The following is a 21,407-nucleotide window of genomic DNA, read 5'->3' on the forward strand; positions in this document are numbered from 1 at the left end:
TTTTATTGCTCAGTAACAACATTGAAGCGAGTACCGCGTTTTACTTGAGAAAAATTACTCATCGCGCTAGGCTTCATTAGCGTAACCCCACGCTGTATAATCAGGCGATGACAAATCTGCTCTCCTCGGTAATCCCTTCTTACACTTGGAATCGTCCCATTGGCCTTGGTTGGGACAAGCCTTACACTGTCCGTTATCCTAGCAATCTTGATGATGGCCCTTGGCATGGTATGCCTTTAGGTGGCTTTGGTGCTGGTTGTATCGGGCGTTCTTCACGGGGAGACTTTAATTTATGGCACGTTGACGGGGGAGAGCATACTTTTAAGAATATCCCCGCCTGTCAATTCAGTGTGTTTGAGTCTTTTGGCTCATCTTCTGGGGCTTACGCTTTATCTACCCAAGCACCAGAGGATGGTAGTCTCAGTGCTTGGCGATGGTATCCAGCTAGTCAAGAAACTGAGGGGATTTCCCAGACGGGTACTTATCATGCGCTGTATCCCCGGAGTTGGTTTGTCTACGAAAATGTCTTGCAAGCACAGTTGACTTGTGAGCAGTTCTCGCCAGTTTGGGCAAATAATTACAAAGAAACTAGTTATCCTGTGGCGGTATTTCTCTGGAATGCCCATAATCCGACAAATGCACCTATTACTCTGAGCATTATGCTCACTTGGGAAAATATGGTGGGTTGGTTTACTAATGCTACGAAATCGCCTGAGGTGAAGATTCGCGATGATGGTAGTCCAGTTTATGAGTATCAGCCACGGTTAGGCGAGAGTCAAGGTAATTACAATCAATTAGTGGAAAATGAGCAATACGTTGGTTGTATTTTATCCCAAGTGGAACGTGATAGACCTGTGCAAGAAGGAGATGGTAGCTGGTGTATTGCGACGTTGAAGCATCCCCAGGTGGAAGTGTTTTATCACACGCGCTGGAATCCGGTTGGTACTGGTGATGAGTTGTGGCAAAGCTTTGCAGGTGATGGTTCTTTGTCCAATTATGTTGATGCTAATCCAGCAGCAGATAATACACGAATCGGAACTGCGATCGCACTGCGTTTTACTTTGCAACCAGGGGAATCTCTAGAAATTCCCTTCGTATTAGCTTGGGATTTGCCGGTAACAGAATTTGCTGCCGGGATCAACTATTACCGCAGATATACAGATTTTTTTGGGCGAGATGGTAATAATGCTTGGGCGATCGCATCTACGGCTTTAGCAGAATATCAAAATTGGCGATCGCAAATTCAAAGTTGGCAACAACCCATTCTTGAGCGGGAGGATTTACCCGGTTGGTTGAAAATGGCTCTATTTAATGAGCTTTATGACCTCACCAGTGGTGGTACACTTTGGAGTGCAGCCTCCAAACTCGATCCCATCGGTCAATTTGCGGTGCTGGAATGCTTAGATTACCGCTGGTATGAAAGTTTAGATGTACGCTTATATGGTTCTTTCGCCCTGCTGATGTTGTTTCCCGAACTGGAAAAATCAGTGATCAGGGCTTTTGCAAGGGCGATTCCCCAAAGTGACGATCGCCAACGAATTATCGGCTATTACTATACAATTGGCGCAGACACCACAACCGCAGTCCGCAAAGTCGCAGGCGCAACACCTCACGATTTGGGCGCACCTAATGAACATGTGTGGGAGAAAACTAACTACACCTGCTACCAAGACTGTAATTTGTGGAAGGATTTAGGTAGTGATTTTGTGTTGCAAGTATACCGAGATTTTCTGCTTACGGGTGCTGATGATGTCCAGTTCCTAGCAGATTGTTGGAATGCGATCGTCCAAACTCTCGACTATCTGAAAACTTTTGATCGAGATGGTGATGGAATTCCGGAGAATTCTGGTGCGCCGGATCAAACTTTTGATGATTGGCGGTTACAAGGTGTTAGTGCATATTGTGGTGGGTTGTGGTTAGCGGCTTTGGAAGCTGCGATCGCTATTAGCGATGTTTTACTCAATAACAACCTTGGCGAACTCAGCAACTTGGCGCTGCAAAAATCCACCTATGAAGCTTGGTTAAATCAATCTCTCCCCATCTACGAAGAAAAACTCTGGAATGGTCAATATTATCGCTTAGATAGTGAGAGTGGTTCTGATGTGGTGATGGCGGATCAGTTGTGCGGACAATTTTATGCGCGGTTGTTGGGATTACCAGATATTGTAGCGAGCGATCGCGCCTTATCTGCCCTGAAAACTGTCTATGATGCTTGCTTTGTTAAGTTCCAAAATGGTCAATTCGGTGCTGCAAACGGTGTTCTTCGCGACGGTTCACCAGAGAACCCCAAAGCTACACACCCACTAGAAGTCTGGACAGGTATCAACTTTGGATTAGCAGCTTTTCTCGTACAGATGGGAATGAAGGATCAAGCATTGCGCTTGACACAAGCTGTAGTCCAGCAAATTTATGACAATGGTCTACAATTTCGCACACCCGAAGCCATCACCGCCACTGGTACTTTTCGCGCTAGCACCTACCTGCGCCCAATGGCTATCTGGGCAATTTATTTAGTTTACTAGTCATTGGGCATTGGCCAAACAGGGCATGGGGCATCTTTCCCCCTTGTCCTCCTTGTCCCCCTCATCCCCCTTTTGACTTTTGACTTTTGACTTTTGACTTGATATGTCCCCCTCATCTTTACTTGTATGAATTTTTGATTAACTAATCTGAAATTTGCAACCAAATATACATAAACAAAAAGATATACGTTTTATTATTTGCGTTTTCCAGCCTACTTTACTTGTAGCTGAAGCAGTAAGTATTTATATCTGTGATTTTATTTTCCGGGTGTTTCAAAATTAAATGGAAAATATAAGTAATACCAAGAAAGATGTCAAATATTGAGACCTCAAGACTAGTATTGTCACAATGTTGCAGTATCACTATCTCAAGTCATTCACGTTACTAAATATCAAAAATTTTATGTTCACTATTAACAATTTTTACTTTCATAAAAACGTATGCCAGCTATGTTCCTGTAAAAATAAATACTCTCAGCACCATTTTTTTGAAGAAATTTGTTTAGATCTGCGGTAAGATTAATTATTAACTATTTATTCAATGTAATTTTTTCAACTTTCATCTAGGAAAAGCCACTGAAAAATGATAACTAAGCAATGGGTGATTAACAACACAAATAATTGCGTTTTGCAGAGGCTGTTGGAATGAAACAATCTAAACAGTTAAAAGATGAGTAACTTTTTTATACTGGAAGTACTCGGTTCGGAAAAGATCAAAAGCTTACCCTAAAACCGAACTTTAGCTATGAATTCCTCTTCGTCGCTAAGAGTTGAGGTAGATAGATAATATACAACTAACCAGCTGTACTCAGCAGGTAAAAGTTGGGTAAGTTCCGATGTCAGATGAAAAGATGCGATCGCATCTAGCAGTAGAACACTCTTAATTAGCTCCCGGATATTGTACCTCAGTTATTTCTCCCTAGATGCACAAGACTCATCCTTGTCTATCATAGAGACTGTATCCGTGAGGAAAAAGGTACTTATGCAAAAGTGATAGCAACTAACATCATTTTTCGCCCCTGCTACAAACTGTAATTTGCTATGTAATCTCATTTTGTTCAAGCAGTTTGTAGTCAAAATAACAGTTATTTGTTTTTCCCAAAACTTACCTGTGTCTAATGTGGATTAAGGGTCTTGATTTTGCTGATTAAGAGCGGCATTTCCCGACTTAATTTGCTACATCTGTTTTGGGAAAATATTTTAGTGGTGGCTGATTTGCCAGAGCAATATTGGCTCTGGTTTTGAAGGTTTATATATTATATCATAAACCGTGAGATTTTATGATTTTTTCCTCGGGATTTTCATCATGGCTATCACGTCACATTCTTGAGAACTATACTATATAACTTTAGAGGTTAACAGATGAAACTCTTATCAAATAAGCGTTTTCAGCCATATCGCTAGCGAACAACATCCCTAATTTATAAGAATCATTTTTAATAACTATGGGGTACTTAATTTTTTTTTTATAATATCTATACTGCTGATTTTTTTGCTGTTAAACGACATAGTTCATGGTAAACTTTCTGAGTAAGCTGAAGTGAATAAATGGTTTTAATCTATATTAAATGGGGGGTATCACCCCTCGGTATTTATGAAATAGTTAACAAAATGTCAAGTTACACAATACACAAGTAGAAATCACCATGAAATCAGTAAAATTAACTTATAAAGCTACGATTTTGATAGATGACATTAACGACAAAAAATAGTATAAATAAAAATGTTGTTCTTGATCGTCAAGGATACAGAAATTTTCCTTACTAACCTAAACTTTACGGAGTTTTACAGTGTATCTCCTAATTTTTTTGTAAATAAATACACAATGAGCTTATCAGGGAAAAGTCATTGAATTAGGAGTTAGAAAATTTCCAGAGGACGAAACTGCATCTACCACGAGCCATCCGGGGACTTTTTTCTGCCAGTCATCTGAAAGCACAAAGGGTAAATTTTTACCTGACTTTAACTGCAAAGCAAAAGCAGCTTGTTCCATAGCGTGCTAGTACCACCTAGTGAGGACTGTGGAACTTGGGAAAGTATCTGAAGTATTACGACAAAGCAGCAAAAAAGCTTGATTCACATTATTCAAGTTTCCGAACTAAGGTCAGCTCATGGAAAGAATCATCAGGTTAAATGCAGTGGAAATTTCTAGCGAAGGGGAGAGTTCTGGGATGAAGCAAAATGATTTCCATCCACAAAATCATTTTGCTTTGAAGAAAGTATCAACAGCGGTAACAGCCTTAGAAACACCCACAAACTATCAACACACGAGATGGGTCGGGGAACTACTGCGTTGGCGAGAACAGGTGCGCGATTGGGTAAACTCCATGCACAAAAGTGAAGCGAAGGGGTTTCCCATCTAGTTAGTTAAAAATCTGTTCAGCATAGTTCAACAAAAGCAGCGTACCTTTTATATATAGATTAGGGTGATGCAGATAATTGCCGATGTCTACCTAGTAGAGTGAGTGGTATCAAGCAAGCAACTTCATTTTTGACTTTTGATTTTTTGTTTGAACCAGTCAATAGGATTGTGTTTCCCCTCAAAATTCACTACTACTGCATTCCAATATCTTCTTTTAGCTAATTCAGCAAATGCATATCGGCTAGAGCTGTTTACCAATTTCAACTTAAATTCCACAAACCGCAGAAAATTACAAATCAGACTATGAACCAAGATATTTCTAGCATTAGTAGCAAATTAAAGAACTCACTTCCTCCGGAACAGTTTGACCAAGTAGTTGAAGCAATTCTTGCGGGAAAGTATTCCTGGGCTTGTGTTTTAATGCTACGTTTTGCTGGCTACAATCCTTTACACTATATTCCTTACCGCACCTACAATCGGTTACTCAAAGAAAACTCTCTCATGAATCGGGCGCAAAAGCAGCAAAATTCCAGCATGAACCAAGACCTTGAATCTTCTGATAAAAGGTCTGATACTAATGTGTCTCCAAGCTGTTTAAGTAAAATTACAGACTTGGCTTATCGAGAAGTTAACAAGCAAAAAGCAGAAATTCGTAAGCCTCAGGAGCAGTGGTTAGCAAAGCAAGTTCAATAACATACCTTTACGCAAGGGTGTTAAACGTTTTCAATGCGCGGTTAATTTCAGCCGTGCTGTACTAGATTCTTCTTTCAAGTTCGGGATTAATTAAATAGAAGAAGATTTGCAGTTCATTAAGTAGCTGCCTATTTGCCATGCAGATTGAAAATCTACAGCACGGCTGGTTTGTGATGATGTTTTATGCTTAACTATTGGGCTAGTAAAAATCTAGCTTACAGATTGGCTTTGTGATTTCCACCTTCAAAATGTTGAACTTTAGCTTCCCCCTCCTTTTGGGGGGACTGCTCTTTGCTCACTTTCAACATAGATGTTTAATTTCGATGCGATCGCAATCCTCTAGCATCCGTGAAAAAATCTCTAGCTACCAGCCTCCGAGACTGATTTCACAACTCCAATAGGATTGCTAGATTGTGCTTCGATATTATAACGCATAAATAAGTTATAGTTACACCGTATATATTTGTGGATAAAAAATATAAAATGCAACAAAAATGTAAGAAAAATTGAGTGGGAATTCATTAAATTTGACTATAAGTTAAGTTTATGAAAATAAGTAAAATTTTTATGATGAAATCTGCCAATTTGGCACTTATTGCCTGAGAAAATTTTATAAATTATAAATGCCAACTGAAACATAGCTTATTGACCAGCTAATTTCATGTATAGGAACAAAATCAATGATTAGTTCCCATCGTGAAATAGATTTAATCATCAAGACGACGCTCCAACTGTTGCTGGTGGTGGTTCTTTTTCCCAGTCAGCTTGAGCTACAAGAAGTCCGCTTATCCCAGACTTTTAATTGCTCCCACCTAGTTTAGAGATGGTGGAATTGATGCTGATAAAACTTTCTTGAATGTGGTTAGTATGGCTTTAGCCCAAAAAGATCATATTTAGCACTTTTAGCAAGAGTGGAAATAGAAAAAGTAACAGTTAAATCGTAGTCAATGTTGTTGAAACTTATACCAATTCTAGGTTTCTAGGTTTGAATCTGTGACAAAATTTTAGAGAATTGGTATTCTAGCTCTGAGGATTCTATAAGCGAAGCTGTAATCTTCGTACTCCCAAACAGGATTATGGCTGTTTTAGAAATTAGCAATTTATATGAGCGATACTGGATGCTAAAAAACTTGAATAGCTTCCAGTTTTTTATTTATGGTCATTGGTTATTGGTCATTGGTCATTGGTCATTAGTCATTGGTTAAGAAATTCTCAACTCTGGACTATTTATTGACTAGTGTGGCAGTTTTATAATTATTATTAATATTAAATTAATAAATAGTTAATAAAAAGTTAATTTTTGGTTAATGGATATATAGCTCGTTATAGAGATAGTATATAAAAAGGTTTATTTTGTTTGTTTTATTCATAAAGGATGGCGATCGCAGCCAGTGCGCTTAGATGTGGCACTGGTTAACTTATTGCAATTTTTTTAGGTTATTGAGAATTACTTTAGCTCTCAATATCAGTAATTTATATAGTGTTTAATCTATTATTTTCTGCCTGAAGATAGGTGCAGAAATAAATATTTATATGTTAATGACCATGATCAAGGCGTGAGCCTAGCTAATTAAAAGATGGATCTTTCTAAATTAGTTGTGGAACCAGAGGAAATTGTCAACTTCCTCAAAAGCGAAATGAACTTTAAACAAGTTTATCAGAATGTGTTGTTTAAAAGATTGATAAATTATACAGCCCAAGAACAAGGGATAATTGTTACACCAGAAGAAATTGAGGCGGAAGCTAATCGCCAGAGACGCGAGAAGCATCTGGAAAAAGCGTCAGATACGCTAGCATGGTTAGCCGATCAATTAGTTTCTCCTGATGATTGGGAAATAGGGATTCGCGATCGCTTATTATCTAAAAAATTAGCTGAAGCAATGTTTGCTAAAAATGTTTCAACATTTTTTATTGAAAATTATCTAGAATTTGAGCAAGTTAGCCTTTACCAAATCATTGTTGAATCGGAAAAACTGGCTCAAGAGATTTACTATCAAATTGAAGAAGACGAAATTAGTTTTTATGAAGCTGCTCACATTTATGATATAGATATTCAGCGCCGCCAGAAGTGTGGTTATGAAGGTAATATTTATCGGTTTGCGCTGGAACCAGATATTGCGGCTGCTGTATTTAGTACATCGCCTGAAGAATTAATCGGGCCTTTAAAAAGTGAACAAGGCTATCATATTTTTATAGTTGACGAATTTATTCCGGCAAAATTAACCCCTGAACGTTATCAGGAAATTCTCGATAATATCTTTAAAAATTGGTTAACTAAAGAGTTAGAATATATGGTGAATTATTGATAAGTAGAGCGGTGCAATTAAAGATAGCTACTGAGGGCTGTCATTAGTCATTAGTCATTGGTCATTGGTAAGAGTTTCAAGCATATTTACGTTTCGTAACATATTTGTGTTTATGTCAGGTGCGTTAGCTTCGCATAACGCACCCTACAATATTGAGGATGGCTACAATTACAGGGTAAAATCCCACAAACCAAGGATGAAAATCGTTATTCCCAGTCAACAGTCAACAGTCAACAGTTAACACTATTTTCAACCAAAATACTTAATTTTGTGCTTGTGGTTGTGCGGGGGGAATAGTCACATCTATGGGGGTGACTTTTGTTGCTAGCTGAGTTAAAGGTGGTTGAATGGCGGTTTGATTTCCGACTACCAAAGTTACCAGATTTTCGGGTTTAAGATATTGCTTTGCTACCCGTTGGACATCAGCTGCTGTTGTGGCTGCTACTGCTTTTTGATAGCGAAATAAGAAATCAGCCGGATAGCCGTAATATTCATATCGCATCAAGCGTGAGATAGTTTGGTTGGAGTCTTCAAAATTGAAAACAAAGGAATTTAATGTAGACTCTTTAGCAAAAGCTAGTTCTTGTGGTGTGACTCTTTGAGTTTGGATGCGCTTAATTTCAGCTTCTAAAGATTTGACGAATTGCACAGTAGTTTGCGATCGCGTCTGTCCTCCAGCAATGAACATTCCCGGATAATCGTAGCGGGGACTCCATTGACCGTATACTGAATAAGCTAAACCTTGACGCGATCGCACTTCATTAAATAAGCGTCCGCCAAATCCATTGAACACCCCATTCAACACATCCAAAGCTGGATAGTCTGGACTATCTAACTTTCCACCTAAATGCCCAATGTAAATATTACTTTGGGTTAATTGCGGCTGATTGACAAAAAACACTCCGCCAGTATTCGCTTGAGATACTTGTGGTAACTGAGGTTTAGCAAGATTGGGATTAGGTTTCCAATCACCCAACTTCGCTTGAATGAGCGATCGCATTTTCTTCGCATCAAAATCTCCCAAAATCCCCAAAATTATATTATTCGGGGCGAAATATTGCTGATAAAACTTCAGCAAATCCTCACGGGAAATTTTATCAATAGTCCTATACTCTGTGGTGCGACCATAGGGACTATCTTTCCCATAGATTAATTTGCGAAATTCGCGACCAGCTATAGAATTAGGGTTATCATTGCGGCGAGCAATACTACCCTTCTCCTGAGTCTTTGCCAAATCTAACTTTTCAGGCGCAAAAACAGGCGATCGCAACACCTCCGTAAATAACCCAAACACCGTATCTAAATCTTCCGTCAGTGCTTCAAAGCTAGCGCTACCAGAAGTTTCACCAATTCCAGTTTCCACCGAAGCAGCGCGTTGTTCCAACAATTCGTTGAGTTCATCAGCTGAATGCTGCTTCGTCCCCCCACTTCGCATCACCTCACCTGTAAACTCAGCCAAGCCAACTTTATCCCCAGGTTCCAGGCGACTTCCAGTACGTACCAACGCCGTACCGCCCACTAACGGTAACTCATGATCCTCCATCAAATAGACAACCATGCCATTTTGCAGCACAAAGCGATCGTACTTGGGTAACTTAATTTCCGGTAACGGTGGTAACTGCAACTCAGTGTAATGCTTGGCTGCTGCTGTCGCCGCTAAAGAAAAGTTAAAAGTAAAAAGTAAAAAAGCAAAAGTCACAACCAAAGCATAAATCAGCCGCTTGCCATATTGCATTTTCCACGCCACTTGTTTTTTACCCTTCACCTTATACCTGTGCATATCTCTCTTCATCTCTTCCCTCTGCGTCCTTCGCGTCTTCGCGGTTCGTTCATCATCCCTTAGACAACAACTTGCCAATTGTGCGATTTTCGGCTGTAAACGATGCTTTCGCCACTCTTTGAACATCAGCAGCCGTCACCGCCGCAATTTGATCCAACTGCTTAAACAAATTCCGCCAAGAGCCAGTTTTCACCTCATATTCCAATAACTGCTGCGCCATGCCCATATTAGAATCGAGGGTACGTAACAAATCGGCTCTGGCTTGGGTTTTGACTCGTTGCAATTCCGTATCTGTCACAGGTTCAGTTTGCAATTTGTCAATTTCTGTTCGCAAAGCCACAGCCAATTCATCAACTGTATGACCTGGCGCTGTCAGCGCATAAAATAACATCAGGTTTGGGTATTTATCACCAGGAAAGCCGCTAAAACCTTGGGCACTCAGCGCCAAACGCTGCTGTTCTACCAAAGATTTATACAACCGCGATGTGCGACCATTACTCAATAAACCAGAAATAATGTCATACACCGCATTATCGGGATGGGTAACCGCTGGACGGTGATAACCTTCTAAATACCAAGGTTGGGAAGGTAACTCTAAAGTCACTTCTCGCGTTTGTGACTGTTTTGGTTCTGTGGCGATTTGCTCAACCGCTTTTGATTTTCCGGGAAAACGTCCAAAGTAAATTTGCGCCAGTCTTTTGACTTCAGTTGGGTTAACATCGCCGACAATTGCGATCGCTAAATTGCTGGGTACATAATAAGTGTTAAAAAACTTTTGCACATCTTCCGGTGTCAAGTTACGGATATCTTGGTCATAACCAATCACCGGTCGTCTGTAGGGATGGACTTTATAGGCTGCATCGATAAACTTTTCCATCATCAAGCCGATGGGTGAATTTTCTACCCGCAATCGTCGTTCTTCTAAAATCACCTCTTTTTCTTTATAAAACTCGCGAAATACGGGTTCTAAAAATCGCTCTGATTCTAAGGACATCCACAGTTCTAACTTATTGGCAGGGAAGCTATAAAAATAACGAGTCGCTTCCGTAGAAGTATTGGCATTTAAACCCACACCTCCCGCTTGCTCAACAATTCGCCCCATTTCATTTTGCTTGACGAGCTTGGCTGCTTGCAATTCCACCTGCTCAAACTCAGCTTGCAGCTTGGCAATTTCATCTTTTTTTCCACTCGCCTTCGCTGCGGTAATTTGGGCATCTAACTGTTGCAAGCGTTCGAGTAATGGTTTTTCAGCATTGTAATCTGTTGTACCAATACGCTTTGTCCCTTTAAAAGCCAAATGCTCGAGAAAGTGTGCTACACCAGTTTTCCCATCTGGCTCATCCACACCACCGACATCAGCGTAGGTAAGAAAAGAAACTACAGGTGCTTGATGCCGTTCTAAAACAATGAACTTGAGACCATTATCCAGGCGGAACTCCGTCAACTGCTTAATTACTCGCTCCAAATAAGGTTGAATCGAAGTCGGAGTTTTACTCAGTGGCTGCACTCTTTGAGGCGGAGGTGCTGTTGGAGTCTGAGCTAGAGCAACTTTTGGTAGTAAACTACACCAAGAAATTGTCAATGCTAACAAAGTCACAAACATCCGATAAAGTATCACGGATACTTTCTGGGAAGAATATAAAATTGCTCTCCAGCGATTGAGCTGATTCATAAGCGGCAAATAAAGTAAAGTTTCATCATAATTCGGAATTACTAATTCGGAATTCGTAATTCAATAGGGGTTAGATATCGTTCGGCGCTAAATCCTCGTTACAAAACATAATTACGAATTATGAATTACAAACTACGGATTGTTTAATACCTCAGAGAATGTTTGAAAAGTATTTTTGGTAACATCTAAGTCTCACAATCTCACCCCCCGATCAAGCCTTCCCTAGGAGGAAACGGGGTTTTCAAAGCCTCTCAAGAGCAGGAGAGAGGTTATAAGTATACATTTTGACTAGACAAACATCCTCTAAGAAACGGGCTAATGAAAAAGCAGAGCGTTAATCTTGTATTAAGCTTTCTGTGCTTTTCCTACTGAACGTTAGACAATAATGCTACAAGTCGTGTTCCGGAGATCTCCCAATAACTACTATGCGAGTTTTTAATTCTCCTCCCCCCTCAGAGGCGCAGACACGTACCCGCATTTTACAAGCGGCACAAAAATTGTTTGCCTCCCAAGGTTTTGATGGTACTACTACCCGCGACTTAGCACAGTCCGCAGGCGTGGCTGAAGGTACCTTATTCCGCCATTTTCCCAATAAAAAGGCGATTTTGGTCGAGGTAGCAACTAGTGGCTGGGTAGATATTCTCACAGATTTGCTCACAGAATTGAGCGAAATGGGTAGTTATAAAGCTGTAGCCCAGGTGATGCGTCGCCGGATGTGGAATTTACACAAAAATGTCGATTTGATGAAAGTTTGTTTTATGGAGGTGCAGTTTCATCCAGACTTGCGCGATCGCATTCAATCGGATGTGATTGAGAAAATGACGGATGTTGCTGAGGCGTTCTTTCAAACTGCTATGGATAAAGGCATTTATCGCCAAACCGATGCCAAACTCGTGGCTAAGGTATTCTTGGGAATGTTTGCGATCGCCGGCTTTTCCAACAATACCCTCATGGAACCTGACGCTTCCCCCCAAGAAATGCAGCAGATGGCGGAAGGATTGGCTGATATCTTTCTCAATGGTGTCTTAGCCAAAGAATAAATCGCTAATCGGTTTTTCCAATTCACAATTGCAAAATTCCCAATCTAAAATCTAAAATTTAAAATTGCTTGTGCTTGATAACTCCACTGCTGTACTAGTTCAATCGCTGGACACAAATCTCGCCGCTGCATAGTTGCTACCTGTAAGCGGAGAATTTGTTGGTGTAATCGGTGAGAGGGAACCTGAACCAATTGTGCTACAGAACCAATACCCGCATGAAGCAGTAAACCGCAATACTGTGTCCCGACAGTGGGAATTCTGGCTAAATCTGCCAAAGCTACCCATTTATTTACATATTGCAGGTGAATTTGTAATTTATTCGCTAGCGCCAGCCTTCCCTCTGGAGTTTTCCCTTGTTTGACTAATAATCCTGTGGTTGTAATTCCACAATTTTGCAATTGGGATTGTTCTTCTTGGCTTAATCCTGGTAATTGTTCAATCGGCCAGTCACACGCTTGAATTGTGTTGCTACTAGCTGTTTGTTTAGGAGGCATTTTTTTAAATTAAATCAGGGCTACTTTAACTATTGTGCCGCAGAATTATTTTACTTAATTAAGGCACGAAGTATACTGCGAGGTGCAGAAGGTAATCCGAATTATATCCCAATACGCTTGGTTTTAAGAATAATCGTAGGTTGGCTTTACCGAAGTGAAACCCAAGATTTTTCTCGCTACTTTGCCTTGAAGAAGGAAATCCAAAGTAGCGAGATGAAAATTTTTTGATGGTAACACTAAGCGTATTGAATTATGTTCTACAACACCTAAAATATCTCGATTTTGACTCAGGAATTCAGCAATCTAACGCGCAATATTATATTTATAATATAACCGCCAAGTACGCCAAGTACGCCAAGGAAAACAGAGGTGATCTTTAAGTGCTGGGCTAGTTTTATTACCTAAATTTTTTTCGGCGTTCTTCATTTTTTCTATCAAACCAAAACCACTCTTCATCACTCATGTGCTTGGCGTTTTTTATCCGTTCAAAAGCCCACTCTAAATACTCATCATTTATATCACATCCTAACCATCTTCTGCCTAATTGCTCGGCTGTGACTGCTGTAGTACCTGAACCTAAAAAAGGGTCAATTACTATATCCTGGCGTTTCGATGAAGCGAGAATAAATTTTCTGATCAGTTCTTCTGGTTTTTGTGTCGGATGTTTAGTTTTTTCATGCATTCCATTACAAGTGGTGGGAATTTCTATTACATCTCTAGGTTTCGCCCCCTTGGTGTGGGGATTCCATTTATTGCCATTGTTCTTACCATTATTGCCATACTGACTAGTTATGGCTTGGGGATGTGAGGGATATTTTAAAGTATGTTCTCCATACAATATTCTGAGATTTTCTATATCCATATAGAAATATTTCGACTTGCGGAAATGTAAAATACTTTCATGGGAACGTCCCCAATCATTTGACAAATTAGCCTTATTCTTGTAATGCCAAATGAGCCAGCGACAACTTGTAAAAAAATGAGATGCAGGTAATTTTATATCCGCTAATATTTCCGAAAAACCACAAATATAAAAACTGCCAGTAGGCTTAAGAATTCGGGATACTTGCTCAATCCACTCTAAAGACCAAGCAATATAAGCTGCTGGAGATTCAAAGCTATCCCACTCTGCCTTTTTGATATTATATGGCGGATCGGCAATTACTAAATCAACGGATTCTGTCTCTAAAGTACGTAGCCATTCAATTGCATCTCCCTGCCAAAGTTCACCATTTTCATGCGCAAAATATAATTTCATTTGATGTATTTCCCTGACCAAATCTCCTTTATGTTGAGGAGATTTTCACTTAAGATATATCAGTAAATTTAATCCGGGAATGGTGCGGGAGAGAGTCCACAAAACTAAAGTAATATAAAGTAAACCTAGACTCCACTCATACCAGCCCAGCGTGGCGATAATACTAGGCAAATGTTCATCTCGCATCCGAATATCGTTAAATCCTAATCTTACTAAATTATTTAAACTAAAGTCGTAGTAATTCAGCCAGTTCCAGCGACGAGTCCACAATAAAGGCATATATCGTTCGCGAAATGTAGGATTTCTGGGAATTACTGGTAAGCGTCCAATCAGTAATCGTAACTGGCGCAAAGTCCCGTCTTCTGTAAAGTAAGAAACATCTAATAAATTGTGATAGCGTCCTTGTTGGTAAAGTCGGATTAATAAAATTACGGGTATGGGGATAATAATAATTAACAGACACCCTAGTGTTAGCCAAGGTTGTTCCGCACTGCGAAAGATGGCTAATAAGCTCAAGAATTCTAAGCAGCTAAAACTTACCAAGATAGAAATAGTTTCGTAATATGTGGGAATAATCGGTACGGGATGCAGACGACGATAGCGATCGCATAGCCAAAATAATAAGCCAAAAAATGCGATCGCCACACCACCAACCCCAAATACTAGCCAAATATTTGTTCCATAGCCACTGAGTAGCAGCAGTACACTCAAAGCTAACCAACTCCAAGCGTGGAGTAACCACACGCCAAAAGAAAGGGGTTCGCTGACAATCAGGCGATCGCGCACTTGGCTATACGTTTCTAAATCTATGTCTGCTAAACTTAATAATTCGCTATTGTTGCGAAATAATTTAACTTGACGACGCTGGGCGATCGCTTCTGCCTGGTTTGCAGAAAAACCCAATCTCTTTAAACTAGCTAGAGGAGCAGTATTAATATTTGTAGATACCAGACGATGGCCTAACTCCATTAGTCGCAATTGCTGTTTTGTATACTCCAAGGAATTAGCATCAGCAATTTGCTGTTGTTGACGAAAATTTTGCCCCAAATTTCGCAAAACGTTCTGATTTCCTTGCAAAGTCGGGATGCAAAATCTCTGCCCTATCTCCCCAGAATTACCTAAAATTTTTGCTTGATTAGAGTTAAAAGTTAGACCAGCTACAGTTAAAAAAGCTGACTTAGCAAAATTTGCATCGCTAAAGTCTGCAAGGTTCAAAATGCTAGCACCTCGCAAACTCACAGATTGATCAAACTGTGCTTCTCGAAAAATTACCGCTTGATCAAAAGTCGCATCCGTCAACAACAGAAACTGATCAAAATTAGCTTTAGTAAACTGTGCTTGACTAAAAAAATGCACATCTGAAAAATCAGCACTTCCTTCCCACTGCACGCTATTAAATTTAGCCAACTGCTTAAAGTTTGCTTGGTTGAAGTTGGCAGTATCTTCAAATATGCTGTGTTGAAAATCAGCAATGTCTTGAAATTGGACTTGTTTAAAATTAGCTCTGTTAAAAAAAATACTTCCCTGAAAATTGCTCTGATGGCGGAAAGTAGCACCAGTAAAGCTGACAGCACGGTTGAATCTGGTTTCAGTCCAGTTAGTTGGTTGGACAAAAGTTGCCCCTTGAGCGTCCACAGACTGAAGAAAGAAGATATTCGGAAACCAGACTTCGCCATTGAAACGAGTTTGTACCAATGTCAAAGAACCACGAAACACCGTAATTTCACTGGATGTATCTAACTGGGTTCCTAAAAGCGATCGACAGTCTTTAGAATTAGGTAACCCAAATGCCAGCGATCGCAAACAAACCAAGCGTAAATTTTCTAATTGTTCTTGTTCAGTTGGCGTAAAAATTGGGGCAATTTCTTGGGCATAAAGCGGAGTTCTTAAACCCAAATCGCTACCGATAAAATCCCCTAGAATCAGAGAATAACTCAGATCTAAACCCAGAGGTTTTGCACCCGTTTTTTGTAATTCTTTACGTAAGAGTTGGTAAAAACCATCGCGGAAGCTAGCATTTTCTGGGCGTAAATCAATCACCATCTGCCGCAAATCTATTGTTAAATTACCTTCGCGGAGTATCGGTGTATGTATTCGTTCTTGTAAGATTTCCAGAGTTAAAGGTGTACGTTGTAGTGAAGTTTGGACTGCGGCAGCTGGTAGGGGAAATAAAAGCAGAATAATTAATAAAACGCCGATTAATACCCAGAAAAATCTAGAGAATACCCCATAAATTCTTCGTAAATACCAATTTACTCTGAATATGTATAAAAGCCTGCGCAGGCAGGCTTTGTAACGATAGCCCCACCCGGAGGTGAGGGCGTTAATGTGCAGCCTCACACAGAATTGGTATAAGCCTCTGCGTTGCCAAAATAATTTACCCAAATTGTTTCTTACTAGTCATCGCTCATCAGCAGAACAATTTTACCTGTGATAGAGCCAGTTTCAATTAACTTGTGTGCTTTAGCCGCTTCTTCTAAAGGAAACTTGTGACTGACATGGATTTTTAACTTTCCTTCATCGATCCAAGTCGCACACTGTTCAAGAATTTTCCCGTGGTGCTGAAGTCCCTCAACAATTCCTTGCAACATCGGTGTTAACATCAATTCCAAACCAATGCGCAGGTTGCGCATTCTCGCTGTTTTCCACACAGTCTTGGCATCAGGTTCCAAAATCGTCACAATATCGCCATATATCCGCACAGCTGGAAAGGTTTTGTGAAAAGTTTCTCCACCGATAGTGTCAAATGCCAAATCTACACCTTCACCAGCAGTCCAATCTAAGGCGGCTTGTACAAAGTCAGTTTGTTTGTAAAAAATTACTTCATCCGCACCTAGTTGTTTAACGAAGTTAGCTTTATCCTCAGAACCAACTGTAGTGGCGACATTAGCACCTTTAAGTTTTGCTAGTTGAATGGCTACATGCCCAACTCCACCAGCACCGGCATGAATTAAAACATTTTCCTTCGGTTCCAGTCGTCCCCGTTCATATAAAGCTTCCCAGGCGGTAATTAGTACCAAAGGTGCGGCGGCGGCTTCCGCAAAAGACACCGAAGCTGGTTTAGGTGCTACAAATCGCTCATCAACAACAGTATATTCAGCATAATTACCTTGGTGTGCGCCCAAGCCGCCGTAGCAAAAATACACCGCATCTCCTGGGCGAAAGCGCTGTACCCCAGCACCCACAGCTTCCACTACACCTGCGCCATCACATCCTAAAATCGCAGGCATTTGTTCCGGGTAGAAAGTACCGCGTTGCCGTAGTTTTGTATCGATGGGATTTATGCCAGCTGCTACCAAGCGCACCAAAAGTTCCGTATTTCCGACAGGAACACCAGGATTTGTCACTTCTTGTATTTGCAGCACATCAGGGCTTCCTGCGGCTGTCATTAAGACTGCTTTCATCACTATTTCCTCATGGCTTAAGCTAGATGCACACTCATTTGCCACTTTAGCGTATCAATAACCGGGAAGCGGTGAGAAAAAAAGGGGGACAAGGGAAGAGGGACAAGGAGGACGAGGGAAGGAGGACAAATGCCCAATGCCCCATGCCCCATGCCCTGAGCGTTCGCGCAGCGTCTCCGTTAGGAGAAGCCGAAGGGATGCCCCATGCCCAATTACTACTAAGGATGCATTATTTGCGATCGCATTGGCTGTGTACTTTGTAATGGTGCTTCGGGACTACGGTTGAGTACAGTGACTGTGACACCTAACGTCGAAAGCGCAGCTATAGAAACCCCAACTAGCCATCTGACTTGGGAACGTAAATATTTAATCTCTCGGTTCATGTTATCTACTTCTAACTGAGAGTAGGGTTTGACCGGTGAGGTTTCAACAGCGATTTCTTCAGGTAGATTTGTTGGATCTTCAAAAGCAATCTTTGTTTCTAGCCAGTTAGTAATTAACTGAGGACAATTCTTTTGAAACCAACGCCATGCAATCATTCTAAATACAGGCTTAGACATTTTGGCAATTAGTTTTATTGTCCGGTTTAAAGGACGAAAATGTAACCTGCGGTTGATTAAGTTTACCGAACCAATATCATATAGACAATCAATTATTAGCTTAATAGTCGCTTCTTCACTATTAGCTAAATTTTGTAATAAAAGGTTAACATCTTGCATCCGTTCAGCCGCAAGACGCTGATGAGCCAAGTTTTCTGGAGATATTACTGGTTGATGCAGATTATTTCTGGGAACTAGGGTCATATTGGTATATTAACAATTTGCAAATATTAAATATGAGTATCTTCCGGCTTAAATTTCGCCTAGGGACAGTAAAACTAGGTGAGGCATATTTTTATTAAATGAGTATCCTCCATCAGGTGTAATTGCCAAATATTTAATAATAAAATTATTTTTTTTGAAAGAATTTACACTGACTAAAACCAAAGAGTATTTCCACATAGTCAACCTTTAATTACAGCTTTGGCAACTAAAGTAATTGGCTAAAATTGGTTACTTTATAGTTCATCACTAAACAGTGTTGATTGTTATATGAACAACTGTACTGCTATTAGTCATAAATATTCAAGATACCAAAGACAAATTCTGTTAGGTAGAAACAAAATTTGAGATCAATGGCAGGCTAATACTTTTGATAGAAGTAGTTTTCATCCTCTGGTAGAAGCTTAAGACATCAACAGCAGTTATTCTTAGTCAAAGTTACCTCGACGCATAACAAACCGTCGTGGGGGTTTTCACGAGAGTAGAAAAATCGTGTCTCGATAATGCTGATGCCATCAGTCACTCGCCAAGCTCACACTCAAAGCAAAACTTTGTTCGGAAGATAAAGATACTTATGAATCAGGGCGAGAATTTTCTGATCGTTTTATTACCGCTAAAATCTGCCCAGGCTTTCTCTCAATCTTAATTAATGGCAATGTTTTCAGTTCTTTTGTCATGAGTTGACAGGGTTATCAAAATCAGATGCTTAAAAACTCAATTTAGTAGCAGATGTAGTTGAGAACGGCATTGTTGACAATCTATCTATCAATCACAGAAATCCATACCATATAAGGAATAATTGTCATGCGTCCTTTGAATTTATCTAAATTTGCTTTGGCTGGTATCTTTGCTCTCAGTTGTGTTGCTGTACCCTTATCTACGTCTGTTTTTGCTCAATCAGGCTCTTCCGGCGGTAGTGGTTCCTCAGGTAGCAGTACTGGTGGTACTACAGGTAGCGGTAGCACTGGTACGACAGGTGGCAGTACTGGTACTACAGGTAGCGGTAGCACTGGTACGACAGGTGGCAGTACTGGTACTACAGGTACGACAGGCACAGGCAGTAGTGGTACTACAGGTACAGGCAGTAATGGTACAACAGGCACAGGCAGTACTGGCACGACAGGCACAGGCAGTACTGGCACGACAGGCACAGGCAGTACTGGCACAACAGGTACAGGCAGTACTGGCACTACGGGCACAGGCAGTACTGGTACGACAGGCACAGACAGTACTGGCACTACAGGTACAGATGGTACTGGTACAACAGGTAGCGGTAGTACTGGTACAACAGGTACAGGCAGTACTGGTACAACAGGTACAGATGGTACTGGTACAACAGGCACAGGCAGTACTGGTACAACAGGTAGCGGTAGCAGTGGTACAACAGGTACAGGCACTACGGGTACAGATAGTACTGGCAGTACTGGCACTACGGGTACTACAACTAACCCCTCGTTGCGAGGAACCAGCGATGTGAGGGGCGATCGCGGTTCTAACTGGGGTTGGTTAGGATTACTTGGTTTAGCAGGTTTAGCAGGTCTAACTCGTAATCGCGAAAAGCCTCGCGCTTATCAAGACCCTAATCAAGTCACTGGTTCTGGCTCAACAAGATATTAGAACGTTTCTAGATCCCCGACTTCTTTAAGAAGTCGGGGATCTAGAAAGGAGCAACCACTCATAACTGCAGTAAAATCCGCTAGATGTTAGCACCAAGTTTCCGGGATTTCGAGAGTTTCTGGAAGAACGGTTGTGCGATCGCCAAACGCTAATTCCAGTTGCTGTAAGTCTAAATTTTCACATCTAGTCATGTCTGCGCCAAAAATTCGCGCTTTCTGGAAAATTGCCTGTTTTAAGTTCGTACCAGTAAGAATTGTGTCTTGGAGGTTAGCTTCATAGAAGTTTGCTTGTTCTAAATTCGCTTCATAGAGGTTAGCTTGCTGTAGGTTAGCAGTACTGAATAAGACGGCTTCTAAGTTTGCACCGATCATTTTTGCGCCTTGCAAGTTACTACCAATCAGGTTTGCTCCCACGAGGTTGCTTCCCTCTAAGTTCGCTGCTTCTAAGTTAGTGTCACAAAGAATAGCTGCTTCTAAATTAGCGTTCTCAAGTATGGCTCCTTGTAAGTTGGCATCATAAAGAATTGCCCCTTGCAAGTCAGCTTCATATAATACTGCTTTAGATAAATTCACTTTTCGCAAAACCGCTTCTTGGAGATTCGCTTCAGCAAATATAGCTTTTCTCAAGTTGGCTTCATAAAGAACTGCGCCGCAGAGATTTGCTTCTGTTAAATCTGCTCCTGATAAGTCGGCTCCTATCAGGTTTACCCATTGTAAATTGGCTCCAGTTAAAATGGCTCCAGAAAGGTCAGCTTCCATGAGATCAGCGCCGCTGATATTTATATCGCGTAAATCTAGTTTCTTTTTGGGCAAATCAAACAGAGTATTACGTCTGCCAATTACAGTCAGGGCTGTTTGAATATCTGTAGGAATTTTTGCTGATAAATTATCCGCATCTTTATCATATGCTGAGGCATTTTGTCGAACAAAAGCGGCAAGAATTTCCATAATTGTCCAATGATGTTTAGGAAAATCCCTGGCAATTCTTTCTAACTCGTATATTGCCGCAAACCTTGTTTCTATTTTTTCATGACCTAGATGTTCGATTGCTTGATAAAATCTTTTGTCAACTAATTCTTCTGGATTAGTTTCTGTATAATTTATACCAATTTTTGTATTTTGCTTACGCTCCATAATTCCGGAAATAATTTGTGTTAATACACTCTGACCCACTGCCAGAGAAAGTTTTGATGTATAGTAAGCATTAATGCTAATTACTATTCCCCAAACAACAATTAAAATTATTGTGATTATTTTAGTAATGATTGCTATTGTTTGAAAGATAGATACTTCCTGAAAACTCAACCACCAGCACATAATTAAAGTTAATGATAGAACAAGTATGGTAGTAATATAAATAAACCAATTAGTGAGTCCATCTAACTTGAATAAAGACATAGAATTAGTCTTCATTGTTGACTCCTTCTTCAATTAAGTTT

The 21,407-nt window shown here is 40.4% G+C and carries 16 protein-coding genes; 7 read left to right on the forward strand and 9 right to left on the reverse strand.

Translation table 11 applies throughout. The features are described 5' to 3' along the window. Positions 1-107 precede the first annotated feature (107 nt). A complete protein-coding gene (locus tag AACU32_RS30985; RefSeq protein ID WP_096605480.1) occupies positions 108-2,522 on the forward strand; it encodes a GH116 family glycosyl hydrolase in 2,415 nt (804 codons plus the stop codon). A gap of 1,834 nt (positions 2,523-4,356) precedes the next feature. Here the strand turns inward: AACU32_RS30985 and AACU32_RS30990 are convergent. Further along, positions 4,357-4,515 carry a hypothetical protein gene (locus AACU32_RS30990; RefSeq protein ID WP_339378404.1) on the reverse strand — a complete coding sequence of 53 codons (159 nt, stop codon included), beginning with the start codon at positions 4,513-4,515 and terminating at the stop codon, positions 4,357-4,359. Positions 4,516-4,633: 118 nt separating this feature from the next. On the opposite strand from AACU32_RS30990, the gene AACU32_RS30995 reads away from it, so the two are divergent. The 4 genes from AACU32_RS30995 to AACU32_RS31010 all read left to right on the forward strand — a co-directional run bounded on the left by AACU32_RS30995 (position 4,634) and on the right by AACU32_RS31010 (position 7,883). Continuing rightward, a complete protein-coding gene (locus AACU32_RS30995; protein WP_096605482.1) occupies positions 4,634-4,885 on the forward strand; it encodes a hypothetical protein in 252 nt (83 codons plus the stop codon). A gap of 302 nt (positions 4,886-5,187) precedes the next feature. Beyond that, positions 5,188-5,577: a HetP family heterocyst commitment protein gene (locus AACU32_RS31000; protein WP_096605486.1), complete on the forward strand. Its 390-nt coding sequence runs from the start codon at positions 5,188-5,190 to the stop codon at positions 5,575-5,577. A 1,076-nt stretch (positions 5,578-6,653) separates the two neighbouring features. Further along, complete coding sequence (locus AACU32_RS31005; protein WP_339378405.1) at positions 6,654-6,782, forward strand: hypothetical protein; 129 nt, start codon at positions 6,654-6,656, stop codon at positions 6,780-6,782. A gap of 372 nt (positions 6,783-7,154) precedes the next feature. Continuing rightward, on the forward strand, positions 7,155-7,883 hold the full coding sequence (locus tag AACU32_RS31010) for a foldase protein PrsA (protein ID WP_096605488.1): 729 nt from the start codon (positions 7,155-7,157) through the stop codon (positions 7,881-7,883). Between the two features lie 262 nt (positions 7,884-8,145). Here AACU32_RS31010 and AACU32_RS31015 read toward each other — a convergent pair whose 3' ends face one another. Together AACU32_RS31015 and AACU32_RS31020 are read right to left on the reverse strand one after the other, a co-directional pair. Continuing rightward, the gene (locus AACU32_RS31015) at positions 8,146-9,663 is read right to left on the reverse strand and encodes a M16 family metallopeptidase (RefSeq protein ID WP_445223202.1); all 1,518 of its coding nucleotides are present in this window, start codon (positions 9,661-9,663) and stop codon (positions 8,146-8,148) included. Positions 9,664-9,715: 52 nt separating this feature from the next. Then, positions 9,716-11,335, reverse strand: a complete 1,620-nt coding sequence (locus AACU32_RS31020; RefSeq protein WP_096605492.1) for a M16 family metallopeptidase — start codon at positions 11,333-11,335, stop codon at positions 9,716-9,718. A 425-nt stretch (positions 11,336-11,760) separates the two neighbouring features. On the opposite strand from AACU32_RS31020, the gene AACU32_RS31025 reads away from it, so the two are divergent. Then, positions 11,761-12,375 (forward strand): TetR/AcrR family transcriptional regulator, encoded by a 615-nt coding sequence (locus AACU32_RS31025; protein ID WP_096605494.1) that lies wholly within the window; start codon positions 11,761-11,763, stop codon positions 12,373-12,375. A 44-nt stretch (positions 12,376-12,419) separates the two neighbouring features. On the opposite strand, the gene AACU32_RS31030 is transcribed toward AACU32_RS31025, so the two are convergent. The 5 genes from AACU32_RS31030 to AACU32_RS31050 form a co-directional block, all read right to left on the reverse strand. Then, entirely contained in the window at positions 12,420-12,869 is a 450-nt protein-coding gene (locus AACU32_RS31030) for a DUF4332 domain-containing protein (RefSeq protein WP_096605496.1), read from the reverse strand. A 397-nt stretch (positions 12,870-13,266) separates the two neighbouring features. Beyond that, positions 13,267-14,127, reverse strand: a complete 861-nt coding sequence (locus AACU32_RS31035) for a DNA-methyltransferase (RefSeq protein ID WP_096605498.1) — start codon at positions 14,125-14,127, stop codon at positions 13,267-13,269. Between the two features lie 45 nt (positions 14,128-14,172). Next, positions 14,173-16,170, reverse strand: a complete 1,998-nt coding sequence (locus AACU32_RS31040) for a pentapeptide repeat-containing protein (RefSeq protein ID WP_339378717.1) — start codon at positions 16,168-16,170, stop codon at positions 14,173-14,175. A 353-nt stretch (positions 16,171-16,523) separates the two neighbouring features. Continuing rightward, positions 16,524-17,531, reverse strand: a complete 1,008-nt coding sequence (locus AACU32_RS31045) for a zinc-dependent alcohol dehydrogenase family protein (RefSeq protein WP_096605500.1) — start codon at positions 17,529-17,531, stop codon at positions 16,524-16,526. A 218-nt stretch (positions 17,532-17,749) separates the two neighbouring features. Continuing rightward, complete coding sequence (locus AACU32_RS31050) at positions 17,750-18,334, reverse strand: hypothetical protein (protein ID WP_096605502.1); 585 nt, start codon at positions 18,332-18,334, stop codon at positions 17,750-17,752. 822 nt (positions 18,335-19,156) lie between these two features. Between AACU32_RS31050 and AACU32_RS31055 the strand changes: the two genes are divergently transcribed. Continuing rightward, positions 19,157-19,969, forward strand: coding sequence for a WGxxGxxG-CTERM domain-containing protein (locus AACU32_RS31055; protein ID WP_096605504.1), 813 nt, complete (start codon positions 19,157-19,159; stop codon positions 19,967-19,969). Between the two features lie 86 nt (positions 19,970-20,055). Here the strand turns inward: AACU32_RS31055 and AACU32_RS31060 are convergent, their stop codons facing one another. Next, complete coding sequence (locus AACU32_RS31060) at positions 20,056-21,381, reverse strand: pentapeptide repeat-containing protein (RefSeq protein ID WP_339378406.1); 1,326 nt, start codon at positions 21,379-21,381, stop codon at positions 20,056-20,058. Positions 21,382-21,407: the final 26 nt, after the last annotated feature.

The sequence above is a fragment of the Calothrix sp. NIES-2100 genome (assembly GCF_963875285.1).
Taxonomy (GTDB): Bacteria; Cyanobacteriota; Cyanobacteriia; order Cyanobacteriales; family Nostocaceae; genus Aulosira.